Raw genomic sequence first — 17,579 nt, 5'->3', positions numbered from 1 at the left:
GAGCAACGTCTCCTACGGAGCCGATCGCAGCCTGCGGCAGCGGCTACAGTCAGGAGGTTCCAGCGGCGGCGAAATCGCAGGCACAAAAAAGGCCGCTTCCATCCAGAAGCGGCCTTTTCCAAGTAGCTACAGACTCGCGAAAACGGGATAAGTTCCCTACTAAAAACAATAAGTTACGAGATTGTGTACAACTCGTGCTATTCGTCGGATTTCGATTGTAAGCGCCTCAACACAGCCTCAGGATCGCGCCGTCATCCCTTTGAGGCTCCTCTATGAAGTTCTCCTCGATTCTCTTGTTGTCCCTTGGCCTGGTCAGCGGCGTCGCCTCTGCCGGCGGCACCACAGAAGCAGGTGTGGGCGGCGCATTGGGCGGGGTTCTAGGCTCGGTCGTCGGTCAGTCGATTGGTGGCAACACCGGTTCCACCATCGGTGCCGCACTGGGCGGCGCGGGCGGCAGTGCCGTGGGTGCCGACAGACGCAGCCGTGGCGAAGCCGCTATCGGTGGCGCGCTAGGCGCAGCCGGCGGTAACGTGGTCGGCCGCAGCGTGGGGGGCACCACTGGCAGCCTGATCGGCGCAGCCGCGGGCGGTGGCGTCGGCGGCGCACTGGGTAACCACATGGGCAACTCCAGCGATCGTGACGATCGCCGTTACCGCGATCGCGACTACGACGACCGTCGCTACTACCGCGACGGCCATCCAGGTCGTGGCCATGCCTACGGGCATCGCAAGCACAAACGTCACTGGCGCGACTAAGACCTGAAACGGTCGCACCCCGCTGACACAAAGACCGCAGCCTGACGGCAGCTCCTGCCAGACAGGGTTCATCACCCCCGGGATGAACCCCAAGGAGCTGCCCGAAGCAGGCTGCGGTCTTTTTTGTGCCTTACACCAGCAAGCGTTCCAGCGCTCCACGCAGCCCGGCGGGAATCCCTACCGGCTGATTCGATGCCCGATCGACGAACACATGCACGAAGCGCCCCGCCGCGCAGGCATCGGTTTCCCCCGCCTTGAACACCGCCAGCTCGTACTGCACCGAACTGTTGCCCAGCTTGCCGACGCGCAGGCCGATCTCGATGCGCTCGGGGAAAGCGATCGAGGCAAAGTAATCGCAGGCCGAACTCACCACGAAGCCCACCACCTCGCCGTCATGGATATCCAGGCCGCCCTCCTCGATCAGGTAGGTGTTCACCGCCGTGTCGAAGAAGCTGTAGTAGGTGACGTTATTCACATGACCGTACACATCGTTGTCGTGCCAGCGCGTGATGATGGGCTGGAAGTGGCGGTAGTCGGTGCGTTGCGGCATACGGTCGGTCATTGGCGGGTTCTCGAAGGCGAGGTGTCTGGAAGGCGACCATGATGTAGTCGATCAGGCGACGCCTATTTCAACCGATGGCCCGGTGATCGGCAAACCCTTTGCCAGCCTGTGCCAGCTCGTCAATCAACCGCGCCGGCTTCCAGTGCGCGCCCGACTCGGCTTGCAGCCGCAGCAGCCCCTGCTGGATGGACACCAGCCCCTGTCGGTCCGCCCAGCTCATCGGCCCGCCCTTGTCTGCCGGGAAGCCATAACCGTTGAGGTACACCAGGTCGATGTCGTGCGCCGAGCCGGCAATGCCTTCCTCGAGAATCTTCGCGCCTTCGTTGACCAGCGCCAGCAGGCAGCGTTCGAGGATTTCCTCGGGGCCGATGTCGCGACGACGGTAGCCCAGGCCTTCGCTGACCTCCTGGACCAGGGCATCGACCTGCACATCGTGCTCGGCCTGGCGACTGCCGGGCTCGTAGTGGTAATAACCCTTGCCACTCTTCTGGCCAAAACGACCCGCCTCGCACAGGCGATTATCCACCTGCACTTCGTGCGCCTCTTGCCCCTTGCCGGCCAACTGCCGGGCGCGCCATTCCAGGTCGATGCCGACCACGTCATACATGCGGAACGGGCCCATGGCAAAACCGAAGCCCTGCAATGCGGCATCCACCTGATAAGGGAAAGCCCCTTCCAGCAACATCTTGCGCGCCTCCAGCACATAGGTGCGCAACATGCGGTTGCCAATGAATCCAGGGCAGTTGCCGGACACCACACTGACCTTGCCCATACGCTCGCCCAGCGCCAGCGCGGCCTCGAGCACCTGCGGCGCAGTCGCGGCGCCCCGCACGATTTCCAGCAGCTTCATGATGTGCGCCGGGCTGAAGAAGTGCAGGCCCAGCACCTGTCTTGAGCGCCGGGTGACCGCGGCGATGGCGTCGATATCCAGCGCCGAGGTATTGCTGGCGAGGATCGCCCGCGGCTGGAGCAGGCCATCGAGTTCGCGGAAGATTTGCTGCTTCAGCTCGAGGTTCTCGTAGATCGCCTCGATCACCAGATCCACATCGCGGATCGCCGGATAATCCGCCGCCGCGCTTATCCGGGCCCGGCGCGCATCGGCCTCTGCCTGATCGATCCGCCCCTGACGCACGTTGTGTGCATAAGTCTCAGTCACCGCTGTCAGCGCCTGTTCGAGCATCTGCGGATTGTTGTCCACCCACTGCACCGCGACCCCGGCATTGGCCAGGCACATCACGATCCCGCGGCCCATGGTCCCGGCACCGATCACCGCGGCGCGCTGAATATCGATCTGGCTCATAGTGGCTCCCTTGTAGGTGGACGCAAACCACCATAATCAGGCCCGGGGCATTTTTGAAATTTATTCCTGTGATGAGCGACATTCAGCAGATGGATCGGGCAGGCATCAATCCTGGAGGTGATGTTCGGCCCAATCGCGCACTTCGGCGTAGGGATAATCCTCGAGCACCGCGAAACCCGGGATCGACCGCGCCTTGAGTTTGGTGAACAGCGGCACGCTGATCCCACACAGGAAACGCGTCAGCCGTTCCGCCCCTGGAACCGTGCCGCTGTATTGGTGGTGCCTGTGGATAAATTCGCCACACAGCGCTTCGAAGTTTTTATCCACAAGCGCGGACAAGGCTGGCGGCTCCGGCAGGCGGGCCACCTGGCCATGGCATACCGAGCAATGCCCGCACCGCCGCGGTGCCTGGTCGTCGCCGAAATACTGCGCCAGGCGATACCCCAGGCACTGCTCGGTGGCGAACAGTGCGAGCATCGCGTGGATCCGCGCGATCTCGCTGCTTTCGTGCTGTTTGAAGTAGGCATGCAGTTGCTGGCTCAGGGTCGCGGCATCGAAGCCCGTCTCCAGCAGGTTGTAGACCTCGGTCATCTGCTTGCTTTCCAGCTCGACCCAGCCCTTTTCCTGGAAGTAGTCCAGGGCCTTCACCACCCGGTTACGCTCGGCCTGATGCTGCTGATACAACGCATCGAAATTCACCGTGGCCCAGGTCCGGGCACGGCTGGAGGTCTCGATGATCGCCGCCACGAACTCCCGGCGCTCCCCCTCGAAACGCGCCAGCAGCGCCTGCGGTTCCTCAAGGAGCTTGAAGCGGTATTCGGCGAAGTAGGCGTAACGCGGCGCGATCAGGCCGCGCAGCTCCAGCTGCACCAGCAAGGTCTTGAGCGGCAGTTGGCGAATGTTGCTCTGGTCCGCCAGCGGCCCCAACAGGAACTCCCACTGCCCGTCAGGAGCCGCGCCCTGCAACTCGTCCAGCACACAACGAATGCCTTCCAGCTCCGGCGTGTCGCCGTAGACGAAGTTTTCCAGCACGTTGAGGCTGTCGCGGTTGGCCAGCACCAGGCAGTCCGAAGGTTGGCCATCACGCCCGGCGCGGCCGATTTCCTGGCTGTAGTTTTCGATGGATTTGGGCAGGTCGAAATGCACCACGTTGCGGATGTCGCTCTTGTCGATGCCCATGCCGAAAGCGATGGTGGCGACGATGCAATTGGAGTGGCCCGCCATGAACTGCCGCTGGATGGCCTCGCGCTGCTCATGGGGCAGACCGGCGTGATAAGCCTGGGCCTGGATGCCGTTGCGACTCAGATGCTCGGCGATGTGCTCGGCGGTTTTCTGCAAGGTGACATAGACGATGCTCGGCTGGCCGGGACGCTCGCTCATCCACTGCACCAGGCGCCGGCGCTTGTCCTGGCCGCGCACCGGTTCCACCAGCAGGTTGAGGTTGGGCCGGTAGAAACCGGTAGTCACCACATCCTGCCCGGCGATGGCGAATTTCGCCTGCATGTCGGCGATCACCTTGGGCGTGGCGGTAGCGGTCAGCAGCAGTGCCTGGGGAATATTGAACTGGCGCTGGTAGTCCGGCAGTTTGAGGTAGTCGGGGCGAAAGTTATGGCCCCATTCGGAGATGCAGTGCGCCTCGTCCACCACCAGCAGGGAGATCCGCACCTGCTGCAGGAAGTTGCGAAAACGCTCGTTCTTCAGGCGCTCCACCGAGATCATCAGGATCTTCAGCTCACCGGAGCGCGCCCGCGCCATGACCTCGTTGGCGTCATCGCGGCTCTGCGCCGAATCGATGCTCGCCGCGGCGATGCCGTGCCGCTGCAGGAACGCCAGCTGGTCCTGCATCAGCGCCAGCAACGGCGAGACCACCAGGGTCAGGTGCGGCAGCAGCAAGGCCGGCAGCTGGTAGCACAGCGACTTGCCGGAGCCCGTGGGAAAGATCGCCGCCGCCGAGCGCCCGGCCAGCACGGCGCTGACCGCTGCCTCCTGGCCGGGACGGAACTGTGGATAACCGAAGACCTGTTCGAGGGTGTTGTGCATGAGCTGTCACTCCTTTGACCGCTGACGTGCCTTGAAGCCTAGCGCGGCCGGTCAGCGGGTCGAGAAAAGGTCGGGAGGAAAAGGATACGGGATGATACAGGGGGACGGAGGACGGCGTTCGGCTGGGGATGACGCGGAGTTTTTCAGGGTGTATCGCAAGCCATCGGGCACCGGTCGATGCGCGATGACTCGCGATAGAAATCGTGCTCTTAGCGCGTCGCGCGGCAATCCACCCACTTCACGCCATTGCTCTTGTTCGCGGCGATCAGCGCCGGCACCGCCAGGGGCGCTTTGTTGTGAATGTCGTGGAACAGAATGATCCCCCGGCGCCACAGCAGCATCAGCGTCTGCACCCGCTGGCTCGCCGCGCTGGCGCTGATGCTCTTGCTCCAGTCCTGGGAGTCGACGCCCCAGAGCATCACCTTGATGCCCTGGGCCTTGAAGAACGCTGGGCTGTCACTCGAACGCTGGCCATAAGGCGGACGGAACAGCGGCTGGTAGTCATCCGGCAAGGTGCCACGCACCAGGGTCGCGGAACGGGTGATGGACTGCTGCCATTCGCTCCAGGCGCTGTGGGACTTGTGCGCCCAGCCATGCAGGGCAACGCACTGACCGCTGTACAACTCGCGCATTTGCGCCGGCGACGACTTGCGCAGACGTGCCTGGAACGGTTCGCCCAGGACGAAGAACAATCCATGCAGGTCGTGGGCCCGCAGCACGTTGGCCAGCGTATCGGTGTGACCGCCCGCGGCTGTCGGGCCGTCGTCGAAGGTCAGCAGAAACTGCCGATCCGCCAATTCGTCGCCCATCAGCTCGGCGCTGTCGAAACGCTCGATCTCACTGCTGATCTTCGGAAACAACGCCGCCAGGCGCAGCTGTTCGTTCAGATACTGCTCATGAAACTGCCGGCTCGCCTGGGCCCAGGCGTCATAGGCCGGGCTGACCGTCCCGGTGAAGCCCTGGGCCAGTTGTCGCAAGTCATCCAGGTTACGCACCGGCGGGCAGAAGGCGGCACCTTCACAGTCCTGGCTGGCGCTGTGGTAACTGCTGAGCAGGCGTATCCAGAAACGATCGCGCACTTGCTCGACCGAATGATGGTCCAGCGCCTTGACGCCCAGGCGCTGCTTGAGACTCGCATCGTCCAGCGCCTCGCTGGCCAGCAGGACCTTGCCGAACATCAGGATTTCCGCACGCGAGGCGGTATCGAAGCCCGCTTGCGTGGCCAGCGAACCCGGCCAGGTGCTGCGGTCGATAGTGGCGAACACCATCGGGCCGGCAGCCTGGGCAACGGCCGTCCATAGGAACAACATCAAAGCAACAACCAGAACCCGCATAACAACCTCCATAAATGCATAACGCGCCGTGGGACGGCGCGTTATGGGGGTCAGATCAACACCCGTGAATCAACGGTTTTGCACACGCTCGATGGCTTTGTCGTACACCGGGTTGGCCTTCTGCTGCTTGGCCAACTGATAGTGACGCAGGGCATCGGCGAACTGGCCGGCCGCTTCGTAGATCCGCGCGATGTTGTAGTAGGAACTGGCGCGCACGGTGGCCGCCGAGTTGCCGCTGGCCAGGGCGATGGCCTTGCGGTTGGCCCAGATCGACTCGGCAGTATTGCCGGCTTTCTGATAGGCCAGGCCGAGGTTGCTGTAGGCCTGACCGTAGCCGTTGTTCAGCTCGATGGCCTGACGGTAGAAGTCGATGGCTTGCGGCAGGTTACCGGCGTGGTAAGCCTCTTCGCCCTTGCGGTTCAGGGTTTTCGCATCGGCTTGCGCGCTGCTGCTGACGGCGACAGCGGCCACTTCCACTTTGTCGTCGAGCAGCGGCGATACTTCGTTCAGCACGTCCTGCGCATCGACGGTCACGCCGCTGAGAGTGTTGATGTCCTGGAAGTCGCCATTGCCGGTCATGCGGAACACGGTCCACAGGTTACCGCTGCGGTCCTGCGGCACGTAGTAGGTACGCACCAGCGACTGGCCCATATACACGAACACCTTGGCCTGGCTGGCAGAGAGCTGGCGGGACGCCGGGCGACTCTGGTTGCTGTAGTCATGCACCGCGTACACATAGCTTTCGCCGTAGTGTTTCTTTTCCAGGGTGATGGTTTCCGGGCCGTAGCTGTCGACATCGTCGACGTCCAGGTGGGCGTCATCGCCTTGCTGGTTGCGGAAGTAGATGTTGTTGCCCGGGAAGATCATGTGCGAATCGAGATCGCTGGGGTTCGCGCCCCAGGTCAGCACCACGCGCAGACCGTCGAGGTTCTGCATCACCGGGCTGATGGCATAGGTCATGCCGCTGCACGGGCACTTGACCACCAGATTGGAATAGCCGGGTTTCTTGATGATCAGCAGGTTGCTGGGGTCATCGGCAAAGTCGGTGGTCAGGGTCACCTGGCCTTGAGCATTGGTACGACCAACCACGCTCTGTGCGCCATTGCGCTGCACCAGCACTTCGGCGTCGGCGATCTTCTGGTCCTTGACCACCGCACTCAGCACCTCGACCGGCAGCTGCTGCGCCGTCACCGAAAACGCCAATGCCCACAACGAAAAAATCGAAGTCACGCGAAACAATCGCATACCTAATTCCCTTTAAGTGTATGAAGTCGGCACCCAAAGGTACCCGGCAGATTTCGCGCGCACGATACACATTTTTCTCGGGATTTGCTTGCTAATCCATTGGGAAAGATGGGGCTGCGGGAACCCCTGAAGTTTGCTGAGGGGCCGGGATGGCAAAACCTTTTCAGACAGATTTGAAACCGGGCAAACCATTAGCCGCTCGCCACTCCTTCACTAGCCGTGTGATGCCTTCGGACGAGTCATCGGCACCATTCTCTGGGTAAAAAATCAGATCGGAGCCTGCTGGGTGTTCGCTCACCTTTTCGAAATGGAATACAAGCGCATTCACTTTTTGGGGCGTCATAGGTGAACGTCCAACAGCTCTCAAGAACCATTACTTCCATCTGATGACGCTAGATAGAGATCCATCCCTTCAGGAAAACTCACTGAACACAATTGCTCAATTTCAACAATCTGAGCAGCCGTTAATCGAAAGTCGGCACCAATACAGTCACTGGCTCCTGTCCATCCCATGACTGGAACCAGTTCGTCAGCAGACGCATTAATAGATACCTCAAACGCCAACTTGTCCTTTCCTGGCTCAAAGCCCAGCACTGAAAACATCATGGCTCTACTCTCCTTCTTTTATCCGCGTCTTTTGTTTGCTTGCCTGTGACGTAATCGAACTCACCTTGATGCCTTCCACGTTTGTTGTATTTCTCAAGAGCGCCATGCTGACGATCCCATTCATAAATATTACCCGCCCTATCAACCCAACGCGGACGTAGTCCACCACCTCCGGTTACAGGCGTCTTGGATCGGCCTCGCACAGCATCAGGGAAAGCCGGGAGCAAACCTTGAGGGGTAGGATGATATTTATGATCAGAAACACTCAACACCACATACAGCGGCTGAACACCTGACCCCAGCGGAAACACCAGAATAAAATCCCGATACTCCGGCGGATAAATCGGGCTCACGATGATCCGCTCCGCCGCTTCCGTCGGCGGAAAAATCCAGATCGGTGGTGTCTGTGGCGCCGCTTCCAGCGGTGGTATCCCTGTGGTGTTCGAAGGGTCCACGGCTGGGATCCAGGTGAGAGTGATGCCATCGCCCAGATCAGCCACTTGGTGCTCATCACGAGCCTCGAATTCAGCCACCGGGATCATTTCCCACTCGCGGCGCCCCTGGGTGTTGAAACCGTAGCCCTTGAGGCTGCCGTCGGCCTGCTGTTCAACCCGCAGGCGCAAGCGGGTGCGGGCTTGCTTGAGGTTGCGTAGTTGCTCTTCGCTGTACAGCGCGCCGTCACCCAAACTCGATGGAGCAAGCAAGGCCACCAGTCCCAGCAATGCACCGGCCGCCACGCCCGAGGAGATCAGCCCCAAGCCACTGCCGGTGGTGCCAGAGCCCACGGAGACACCACCCAGGGTCAAGGCACCGAGATTGGCCGGCAGCGCGCCGCTGATGCGCTTGAGGGGTACGCGCCCACCCGCCTCGACCTCACGGCCACCCAACAGCGTCAACGCGCCGTAATTCGCCACCGAATCAGTGGGTATGAAGCCCGTCGGGGTGACGTAGTCGATGATTGCGTTCGGCAGCTTGCAAGACTTGGCAAATACGCAACCGACGGGCGTTGGTTGCGATTCCACCTGTGTGGTCGGCAGCCGCTCTTCATAGGCCTGCTGACGAGCGAGCATCTGCTCGTAACCCTGCTGCGCCTCATCACGCTCGGCCAATTCGCTCGCAGTCATATCGCGCAGGCGACGATAACCACCGCCGTCAGCGTCGTAGTGCTGCCATACCTGGGGCACATCCTTGTTGCGGGCCATAGTCCTTTGCTCGGTCGCCTGGGAAACCCCGGCCTTCAACCGGGGGATCTCACGTTAACCAGTGCGAGGGGACCTTGGCTGTCAGGCAAATCCGAGCTGGTCGAGCGACTTTTCTTTTTCGTTCATGCCAGGCGATTGGCCCTAAACTGGAGGCCGATTTGGCGCCAACGACAGACCTTGCGGACAACCCCACCATGCACCTCGCCCCCGGCTTCCCCGACGACCCGACCATGCGCCAGCTCATGCAGTTGCTGCACGAAGAGATCGGCCTGCCCGAACGCAAAGGCATCAGCCTGAAAACCGCCATCAACCGCGACCTAGGCTGCGACGGCACAGACGCCGAACAACTGATGCAGGCCCTGGAAGAATTGTTCGTCATCGACTTTATCGACTACGACGCCTACCGCTATTTCCAGCCCGAAGGCTACGACGTATTCCTCAAGCGCCGGGCCAAGGGACGCGGCGACAAGGTCCCGCTGACCATCGGCATGCTGTATCGGGCGATCAAGGCCAAGCGCTGGGACACGCAGGAACTGGAAGGGATTTAAACGCGGCCGCTAGCGGTCTCTGCGAAAAGGAATTGCCTTACAAGCCGCATCGAACTCAGCTCATTGAGCGGTCCAGGAAGGCCATCTAGAGTTCGGACTGTCGCTGACAAAATCAGCGAGCGGGTTTGGTCACCCGACAACAGCTCACATAAATGTCATCATGCGCACCGCCATCTTCATGGCTGTGTAGCGCATTGCTATGGCGGCTGTGTGTGGGACGCCCTAGGGCGTGCCGGTTGCTGTTCCGGTTGACCAACCCGCATACAGTCCGCCACCTATCGTTTGGTCACGACGGTGGTGGTTACTTAACAGCAAAGTGAGTAATCAACATGCCCGCACAAACTCCACGTCGATACATCCTCACTCCTGCACTTACCCACCTTTGTATTTTCAGGCGGTGAACCATGAGCCACTATCTTGCACTCAAAAGTAACTTCACAGATACACCCGTCCTTTTCATCGATAGGCAGGCCAATACACACGATCTCCATCACTGCGCAAGGCAGCGCTTAAAAGCCGCAGCCGATCTCCTTGAAACACTTACCTGCCTGAGCTTCAGTCATGCAGATACCAAGGACACAACACATGTCATCAACGCTCTTTATTTACTGATTCAGGACAGTTGTGACATCTTAGAAGCAGCTCAGTGAATATGAATCGAAACACCGTCCCCAAAGCCCGCTCAGGGACGACCATAGCTGCGTAAAACACTTTCTCAACTCAAACAATCGAGATGCGCACACATTAAAAATATTCGTAGCGGAACAGCAAGCTGTGGATAGCAACCTTAAAGATCGATTGGTAATTTAAGAAGAAGCCGTCCTTGGGACGGCTTTTTTTCGTGTTTAAGACATCAAGGCATAACAACGACAATCACTATCTTCGAAACTTATCGGTTTCCGGAACAGTGTACCCCCCAAATTATCGGATGTCGCAACATGGCAAAATTGCTACATCTTTTGTGTAGATCTGATGAGAAGAGTGGAAGGAACACCCTTATACAGATACTCTGATTTTGCAATAATTCGTAACAATTCACGAGAGCTCTCCGGACGTTCATGAGCTAAAGCCATTCAGCTTTCGTGACTAAAGTCGAACGTAACTAGCAGAAGAATGCTGGCAAAGTGACCATGCTAGGTCTAACCTTGAGAAACTCACTTCTCCGTAAAGTTTCAAAGTACCGCCTAATCGTGGATACCGAATGGCTCAACCAAAAAGCTGTAGACCACTACACTCCATTTCAATTTATGCTGAGAACATAAGCCACCCCCTGCCTCAAAAAATAGCCCATAGACCAATAACATACAAATAGAGATCGCATCATGACCGTTATCGAACCGATAGATGAAGAAATAGTGCTTAGTTCCACATCCACCGTAGAACGTATAATCTTTCATATTGTTGGCCCAAAGCTAAAAGCGCCATTAATCCTTACGGAAGTTGAGGACCCCAGCACACACTCAGACTTCTTTATCGACAGACTAATTGAAACGACTAAAGGAACAGCTTACACCTTCAACGTTGCGTCTGGTGTAAAACAGCAAATCTCTTTAGCCACTACTAGTGAGCATGCATTTGTTGACTGCTCAGAGATCTTAGCTCAACGTTTCCAAGAGTTATACGAGAATGACAAACGATTAATCCCTGGCGTTTTAATGCTATTAAAAATAAAAAGCGAAAACAACACATACGCCGCAATAATAAAATACGACGACATAAAAGTAATCTCCTATAAAACTCAAGCAACACATGATGGAAAAATAAAGCCAATCTTAGATTTAATTCTAAACACCTTCGTACAAGACAAAAAAGCCCTTCAAAAATCCGCATTAATAAACGTACAAAATGATGCAGGACAGCTCATCTGCATTGATCGCAGCGGTAAAAATGGCGATATAACCGACATGTTTAAAAAATACTTGGACTCAAGCAGGAAATTCACTCACGAGACATTAACGGATCGCTTATTGAATGCTCTGATAGAAACTGCAACTTCCAACAAGGAAATAATCCCTGCTGAGATCCTCAGAAAAATAAAGACAGCGGCAAAGGATGCTATTTCATCAATAAGTGCTTTCAATCCTAAGTCCCCAAGCACGCTTCTAAGTGCTCTATTTGGCCCACTACACACCAATGAGAAGATAAAAAACACCTTTGAAAAGGCTTTAAAGAAGCAAAAAATATTAAATGAGACCATAAAAATCCCCGCAGGGTATTTTAAAAGAGCGTTAAAAAAAGTCCGAGAGACTCAAGAGGGCGTACGAGTTATATATACTCAAGAGCACATTGATTCAGGTGCAATTGAATTTACAGAACAAGGTGGGTATAAGACATTTAAAGCAACGACAATCGAATATAGGGTAGACGACGAGTATCATGGAAAAAATTAATTCATTATTCTCAGCTGCCAACTACATCAACGAGCATATGGATCAAGCACTATTTTCTATAGAAAATCTAAATTTAGAAACCTTAAAACTATTGAACAATTTCGCGGGGCGACATTCCGATTTTTTTACAGTCGAAGTAACTACTGAATTCGGAGAACACTCAGTATTACCAAGCACTAGCCCGGAATTGCTGAACCAAAAAATAGAAATATTAATTAAAAAAACAAGCCTAACAAACACAGCATACTTCTTCTCACTTCAAGGTTTTGAAAATGGCATAGCCCTTCAAAAAGTCGAGACAAAAAAAGCCATATACATAAACTATGAATTTGAAGAGTTCAGCTCTAGAACCTGCACATTCAAAAAATGGATACAATACCCCAACACATCTTTTCAAGAAACCGATAATATTGATGCCAGAAAATTCATCAAAGATGCGAGCGCAGGTGAACTATCAAAAAATATAGAATTCTGGATAATAAAAAAAGAGCCAATAATAAAAAATGACGTATATGCTGCATGGATAAAAAACTCCATACCAAAATCCTCTCTACTATTCTGTTCTGAAATATGGAAAGAGGAGACATCACTAAGATTAATCGTCAACGGAAGTCAAAAGCTAGAAACAACACTAGAAAACACCCACTTATCAACTATAAAAACTACAGCCCCAGAGTGTATATATTCTTCAGCAAACTGGTTGCTTGAAATAGATAGAGAAGTTGAAATCAGGCATCAGCTCTTATGTACAAGAATTTCAAGCCAGAAAATAAAAAGCCACGAAGACTGGATAAGCTTCTTACATAGAACTTTACCCAAGAATCTTGAGAATGCTAAAAATGACTACAAAGCTCATCTTCACAGCAAGACATCTGAAACATTAAAAGCAATAGCAGATATAAGAAAAATAATTGCAGAAGAATCTTCAAAAGTTATCGAAAGGACTCACGCACTATCAGCAACCTTATTCAGAGACATTGCAATTGCATTTAGCGCTATCAGCATACGGATAATAAGCATAAGCAACAATTCAAATTTAGACCACGAAAAGACCGTACTTTTAATTCTATCTGCATGCTGGTTAGCAACAAGTCTAAAAATGACAACACGAGCAAACTTTCTTTACATAAAGTCACTTACAAAATCCAGATTTTCCTGGAGTAGAAAGGTCAACACTACAATCCCAATATCTGAATTCAAAGAACTCTCTGAAAAGCCTTTTAAAGATGCCGTCCAAGCTTACAATCAGATAAGAAAGCTTGCAGAAAAAACATATCTAACAGCGATACTTTTATTGATCTTCTTTGCCTTTTACAAACCTATTTTCGAGTTCCTAAGATTAGTTTTTTCTGCGCGTTGCTAATCCTTTAATTAGCCTAACGCTAAAATAGGACACAAAAAAGCCGCCCCGAAGGGCGGCTTCTTGAACCACTTACCCGATGCTTACAGCTTCGGACCGGCAGCCTTGATGGCGTCGCTCACGTCGAACTTCTTGAAGTTCTCGATGAACAGGCCGGCCAGGGCCTTGGCGGCTTCGTCGTAGGCGGCTTTGTCAGCCCAGGTGTTGCGTGGGTTGAGCAGGCCGGTTTCGACGCCTGGAACGGCCAGCGGCACGTCCAGGTTGATGGTGTCCAGGTGTTCGGTCTCGGCACCGACCAGGGCGCCGCTCTGGATGGCGGCGATCACGCCACGGGTAGTCGGGATGTTGAAGCGCTTGCCGACGCCGTAGCCACCGCCGGTCCAGCCGGTGTTGACCAGGTAGACCTTGGAGCCGAAGCCGCGGATGCGCTTGATCAGCAGCTCTGCGTAAACGCCTGCCGGACGCGGGAAGAACGGTGCGCCGAAGCAGGTGGAGAATGTCGACTTAATGCCAGCGCCGGAGCCCATTTCGGTCGAGCCCACCAGAGCGGTGTAGCCGGACAGGAAGTGGTAGGCAGCTTGTTCTTCGCTGAGGATCGAGACTGGCGGCAGTACGCCGGTCAGGTCGCAGGTCAGGAAGATCACGGCGTTCGGCTCACCACCGAGGTTTTTCTCGGAACGCTTCTCGACGTGCTCCAGCGGGTAGGCGGCGCGGCTGTTCTGGGTCAGGCTGCCGTCGGCGTAGTCAGCCTTCTTGGCGTCGTCCAGCACAACGTTTTCCAGCACGGCGCCATGCTTGATGGCTTTCCAGATGACCGGCTCGTTCTTCTCGGACAGGTCGATGCACTTGGCATAGCAACCGCCTTCGATGTTGAACACCACGCCCTCGCCCCAGCCGTGCTCGTCGTCACCGATCAGGTAACGGCTTTCATCGGCGGACAGGGTGGTCTTGCCAGTGCCGGACAGACCGAAGAACAGGGTTACATCGCCTTCTTCGCCAATGTTGGCGGCGCAGTGCATCGGCAGCACGTCGGCGGCCGGCAGCAGGAAGTTCTGTACCGAGAACATGGCTTTCTTCATTTCACCGGCGTAGCGCATACCGGCGATCAGCACTTTTTTCTGAGCGAAGTTGAGGATCACGCAACCGTCGGAGTTGGTGCCGTCACGCTCAGGAACGCATTCGAAGTTGGCAACGTTGAGTACCTGCCACTCGTCACGGCCAGCGGGGTTGTACTGGGCCGGATTGATGAACAGGCAACGACCGAACAGGTTCTGCCAGGCAGTCTGGGTGGTCATCTTCACGGCCAGGTAGTGCTCGTCGGAAGCACCTACATGCACATGGGAAACAAAATGCTCTTGCGCGTTGTTGAACGCCTCGACGCGAGCCCACAGGGCATCGAACTTGTCGGCCGGGAACTTGCGGTTGATCGGGCCCCAGGCGATAGCGTCCTGGGTGCTCGGCTCTTCAACGATGAAACGATCGACTGGCGAACGGCCGGTACGGTGACCGGTACGAACAACCAGCGCGCCGGTATCGGCAAGCTCGCCTTCACCGCGCTTCAGGGCTTCTTTGACCAGATCATCAACACTCAGATCGGTGTACACGGCGTTATTGGCTTGCGTCATGAGGTTCCCCGTCGGCCAGTGGCCGAGTGCTCCAAACGTTTTGTAGTAGAAAGTCGTGCACTACTACCGCGAAAAAAGTGCGCCGGATTATGCCAGAAAAGCCCAAAAAGAGTAGGGCCCTCCCGTCAGAACGGCGTTAATCCGGCGCTTGCCAGGTGATTTACCTGCGCTGAACCGTTTTAGTGACGAGTATCTGACGGCGACTCGACACCCGCTCCGGCGAACAATTGGCTGATATCGGCCGCATCGAACAGGTAGCGCTCGTTGCAGAACTGGCAATCGATCTCGATGCTGCCGCCGTGTTCGACCACCAGCTTCTGCGCATCTTCCAGACCCAGACTGACCAGTGCATTGCCCGAGCGTTCCCGCGAGCAGCTGCAACGGAAGCGCAGCGGCTGCACATCGAACAGGCGCACGGCTTCTTCATGGTAGAGGCGATGGAGCACGGTTTCGTTGTCCAGGCTCAGCAGTTCGTCGGCGGTCAGGGTGCTGCCCAGCGCGGTGATGTGCTGCCAGCTGGCGGCGCGCTCTTCTTCATCCTTGAGGCGGTCGGCCGGCAGTTGCTGCAACAGCAGGCCACGGGCGCGACGACCGTCGGCATGCAACCAGAAACGGGTGCCGACCTGCTGGGACATGACGAAATAGTTGGTGAAGCATTCCGACAGGGTGACGCCATCCAGGTCGACGATGCCCTGGTAGCGCTGACCGTGGGTCGGGTCGACGGTCAGGGCCAGCACGCCATTGGGCATCAGGTCGGCCAGGGTCGCATCCGGGGCAATCTGCTCCGCATCGTAGCGGGCCAGACCACGGATTTCGCGCTCGCTGGAGCACTCGATCATCAGCAATGGCACCGGGCCGTCGGAACGGGCCTGGAGGATCAGCAAGCCATCGAACTTCAGCGTGCCGACCAGCAGCGCGGCCGCCGCCATCAGCTCGCCGAGCAGTTGCGCGACCGGCTCCGGGTAAGCGTGTTTGGCGAGGACTTCGGCATAGCTGCGCTCCAACGCCACCAGCTCGCCGCGGGCGTCGCTGTCATCGAAGATGAAGCGTTGGGTGAAGTCGGTATCCGGCAAATGAGTCATAGGTTTGGGTATCTGAAGTGATGACAAAATGGTTTCAAGATATGAAAATTGCGTTTTTTGCACTGTTACGGTGCGCGATTTTCTGCCATTGGAGGCATTTTATGAACAATCCGGGTTTGTTCCAAGCAAGGTGGAACCTCGGCAAGCTGGCGTTGTGCAATTTGCTCCCTCTGGCGCTGCTGGGTTTCTGGTTATGGCCAAGCGGGCACAGGCTGTGTGTGATGTTCGACGAATGGCTGTTCCACCTGCTGAATGCTCCCCTCGCGAGCAACTCCACCTGGCTGCATATCTGGGCCGTGGCCAGCCTGCGGCCTTTCGACGCGATAGTCGGGCTGATCCTGCTGACCCTTTTGATTCGCGGTGACTGGGTGTTCAAGGCCGTGGACGTGCGCCGGGCCTTTTTCGGCTTCCTGTCGATCCTGGTCTTGATGCTGATTATCCGCTTGTTGTTCTCCAGGCTCGCCGACGCCATGGGCTGGCAGCACGACAGCCCGTCGATGATGCTCCAGGATGCCGTGCACATGAGCGACTATTTCCCGCACTGGGAAAAAACCTGGGAGCTCAAGGACCGTTCCAGCCAGAGCTTCCCCGGTGACCACGCCTCGGTGCTGCTGATCTGGGCGCTGTTCATGAGTGTGTTCAGCCGCGGCGTCGGCCAATTCCTGGTGATCTGGGGCCTGACCCTGCTGTTCATGATGCCGCGCCTGGTGGCCGGCGCGCACTGGGGCCAGGACGACTATATCGGTGGCGTGCTGCTGGCGGTCTGGGCACTCGGCTGGGGCTACTACACCCCGTACGCGGCCAAGGCCTCGGACTTCCTGCTGCGGGCGACCAACCCGCTGTTCAATCTGCTGGGCAAGCTGCCGTTGCTGTCGCGCCTGAGCGTGGTGCGGGCGGCCTGACTCTTCGGATTTGCTGCTTGTCGCGGCTTTGCCGCGGATCGCGAGCAAGCTCGCTCCTACAGGGGGTTGAGCGGTGCGCCGGCTGTGTAGGAGCCAGCTTGCTGACGATTGAACCCGCAGGGTTCAGAAGGCCAAGGGTCTATTCGCTGCTGCGGAATTTGAACAGGTCGCGCCGCTGTTTCTTGGTCGGCTTGCCGTCGGTGCTCACACCCAGGGCGCCGGCCTTGCGCAGGGCCGCGGCGTTTTCCCGCTTGGCGATGCTGGCTTCGGTTTCCGTATAGAGAGCCTGTGCTTGCGGCGCCCCACGACGCACGATCGACAGGGCCTGGACCACCACCGTGCGCTCGTCGAAGCCGGTGCGTATCTCATACTCGTCGCCGATCCTCGGCTCCTTGCCCGGTTTGCAGCGCTCGCCACGGTGGTGCACCTTGCCGCTTTCGATGGCGGCCTTGGCCAGCGCACGGGTCTTGTAGAAGCGCGCCGCCCACAGCCATTTGTCCAGACGGAACTTGTCGTCGTCTTCGGCTTTTTGTGCCATGGCATGTCCTCATTCTGAAATATTTTCGAACTGTACTACCGTTTCTCTCGTGCCATGAATTGCGATGGCTCGGTTTAGAATGCGAGGCTC

At 56.8% G+C, this 17,579-nt stretch carries 16 protein-coding genes and 1 pseudogene; 6 read left to right on the top strand and 11 right to left on the bottom strand.

Translation table 11 applies throughout. The features are described 5' to 3' along the window. The first annotated feature begins 272 nt into the window (after positions 1-272). Positions 273-755 carry a glycine zipper domain-containing protein gene (locus CRO75_RS00915; RefSeq protein WP_007931726.1) on the top strand — a complete coding sequence of 161 codons (483 nt, stop codon included), beginning with the start codon at positions 273-275 and terminating at the stop codon, positions 753-755. Positions 756-885: 130 nt separating this feature from the next. Here CRO75_RS00915 and CRO75_RS00910 read toward each other — a convergent pair whose 3' ends face one another. The 8 genes and pseudogenes from CRO75_RS00910 to CRO75_RS00875 all read right to left on the bottom strand — a co-directional run bounded on the left by CRO75_RS00910 (position 886) and on the right by CRO75_RS00875 (position 9,044). Beyond that, the gene (locus tag CRO75_RS00910) at positions 886-1,317 is read right to left on the bottom strand and encodes a thioesterase family protein (protein WP_007931728.1); all 432 of its coding nucleotides are present in this window, start codon (positions 1,315-1,317) and stop codon (positions 886-888) included. A gap of 67 nt (positions 1,318-1,384) precedes the next feature. Next, a complete protein-coding gene (locus CRO75_RS00905; protein ID WP_097134176.1) occupies positions 1,385-2,617 on the bottom strand; it encodes a 3-hydroxyacyl-CoA dehydrogenase in 1,233 nt (410 codons plus the stop codon). A gap of 105 nt (positions 2,618-2,722) precedes the next feature. Further along, a complete protein-coding gene (locus CRO75_RS00900; protein ID WP_097134175.1) occupies positions 2,723-4,657 on the bottom strand; it encodes an ATP-dependent DNA helicase RecQ in 1,935 nt (644 codons plus the stop codon). Positions 4,658-4,866: 209 nt separating this feature from the next. Further along, the gene (locus CRO75_RS00895) at positions 4,867-5,991 is read right to left on the bottom strand and encodes a polysaccharide deacetylase family protein (RefSeq protein WP_097134174.1); all 1,125 of its coding nucleotides are present in this window, start codon (positions 5,989-5,991) and stop codon (positions 4,867-4,869) included. Between the two features lie 69 nt (positions 5,992-6,060). Then, complete coding sequence (locus CRO75_RS00890; protein WP_097134173.1) at positions 6,061-7,236, bottom strand: tetratricopeptide repeat protein; 1,176 nt, start codon at positions 7,234-7,236, stop codon at positions 6,061-6,063. A gap of 163 nt (positions 7,237-7,399) precedes the next feature. Continuing rightward, positions 7,400-7,567, bottom strand: a pseudogene (locus CRO75_RS00885) (bacteriocin immunity protein); the annotation flags it as partial. A 32-nt stretch (positions 7,568-7,599) separates the two neighbouring features. After that, a complete protein-coding gene (locus CRO75_RS00880; protein ID WP_097134172.1) occupies positions 7,600-7,842 on the bottom strand; it encodes a pyocin S6 family toxin immunity protein in 243 nt (80 codons plus the stop codon). Then, positions 7,839-9,044, bottom strand: a complete 1,206-nt coding sequence (locus CRO75_RS00875) for a colicin E3/pyocin S6 family cytotoxin (protein ID WP_097134314.1) — start codon at positions 9,042-9,044, stop codon at positions 7,839-7,841. The genes CRO75_RS00880 and CRO75_RS00875 overlap by 4 nt, the downstream gene beginning before the upstream one ends. Positions 9,045-9,238: 194 nt before the next feature. On the opposite strand from CRO75_RS00875, the gene CRO75_RS00870 reads away from it, so the two are divergent. The 4 genes from CRO75_RS00870 (at position 9,239) to CRO75_RS32485 (ending at position 13,345) form a co-directional block, all read left to right on the top strand. Next, on the top strand, positions 9,239-9,592 hold the full coding sequence (locus CRO75_RS00870) for a DUF1493 family protein (RefSeq protein ID WP_097134171.1): 354 nt from the start codon (positions 9,239-9,241) through the stop codon (positions 9,590-9,592). Positions 9,593-9,996: 404 nt separating this feature from the next. After that, positions 9,997-10,242, top strand: a complete 246-nt coding sequence (locus CRO75_RS00865; RefSeq protein WP_097134170.1) for a hypothetical protein — start codon at positions 9,997-9,999, stop codon at positions 10,240-10,242. A gap of 672 nt (positions 10,243-10,914) precedes the next feature. After that, complete coding sequence (locus CRO75_RS00860; RefSeq protein WP_097134169.1) at positions 10,915-11,982, top strand: nucleoid-associated protein; 1,068 nt, start codon at positions 10,915-10,917, stop codon at positions 11,980-11,982. After that, the gene (locus CRO75_RS32485; protein ID WP_143503877.1) at positions 11,969-13,345 is read left to right on the top strand and encodes a hypothetical protein; all 1,377 of its coding nucleotides are present in this window, start codon (positions 11,969-11,971) and stop codon (positions 13,343-13,345) included. Before CRO75_RS00860 ends, CRO75_RS32485 begins: the two co-directional genes overlap by 14 nt. A gap of 80 nt (positions 13,346-13,425) precedes the next feature. On the opposite strand, the gene CRO75_RS00855 is transcribed toward CRO75_RS32485, so the two are convergent. Together CRO75_RS00855 and hslO are read right to left on the bottom strand one after the other, a co-directional pair. Beyond that, on the bottom strand, positions 13,426-14,967 hold the full coding sequence (locus CRO75_RS00855; protein WP_009041703.1) for a phosphoenolpyruvate carboxykinase: 1,542 nt from the start codon (positions 14,965-14,967) through the stop codon (positions 13,426-13,428). Between the two features lie 179 nt (positions 14,968-15,146). Continuing rightward, positions 15,147-16,049, bottom strand: coding sequence for an Hsp33 family molecular chaperone HslO (gene hslO / locus CRO75_RS00850; RefSeq protein ID WP_097134168.1), 903 nt, complete (start codon positions 16,047-16,049; stop codon positions 15,147-15,149). A 101-nt stretch (positions 16,050-16,150) separates the two neighbouring features. Here hslO and CRO75_RS00845 point away from each other — a divergent pair, with 101 nt between their 5' ends. Continuing rightward, complete coding sequence (locus CRO75_RS00845; protein ID WP_097134167.1) at positions 16,151-16,951, top strand: phosphatase PAP2 family protein; 801 nt, start codon at positions 16,151-16,153, stop codon at positions 16,949-16,951. Between the two features lie 139 nt (positions 16,952-17,090). On the opposite strand, the gene CRO75_RS00840 is transcribed toward CRO75_RS00845, so the two are convergent. Continuing rightward, on the bottom strand, positions 17,091-17,489 hold the full coding sequence (locus CRO75_RS00840) for a S4 domain-containing protein (RefSeq protein WP_097134166.1): 399 nt from the start codon (positions 17,487-17,489) through the stop codon (positions 17,091-17,093). Positions 17,490-17,579 lie beyond the last annotated feature (90 nt).

Source organism: Pseudomonas sp. LAMO17WK12:I10, assembly GCF_900215185.1.
GTDB lineage: Bacteria > Pseudomonadota > Gammaproteobacteria > Pseudomonadales > Pseudomonadaceae > Aquipseudomonas > Aquipseudomonas chlororaphis.
Note: the sequence above shows the minus strand (reverse complement) of the source record. Positions and strands in the feature narration are given on the sequence as shown.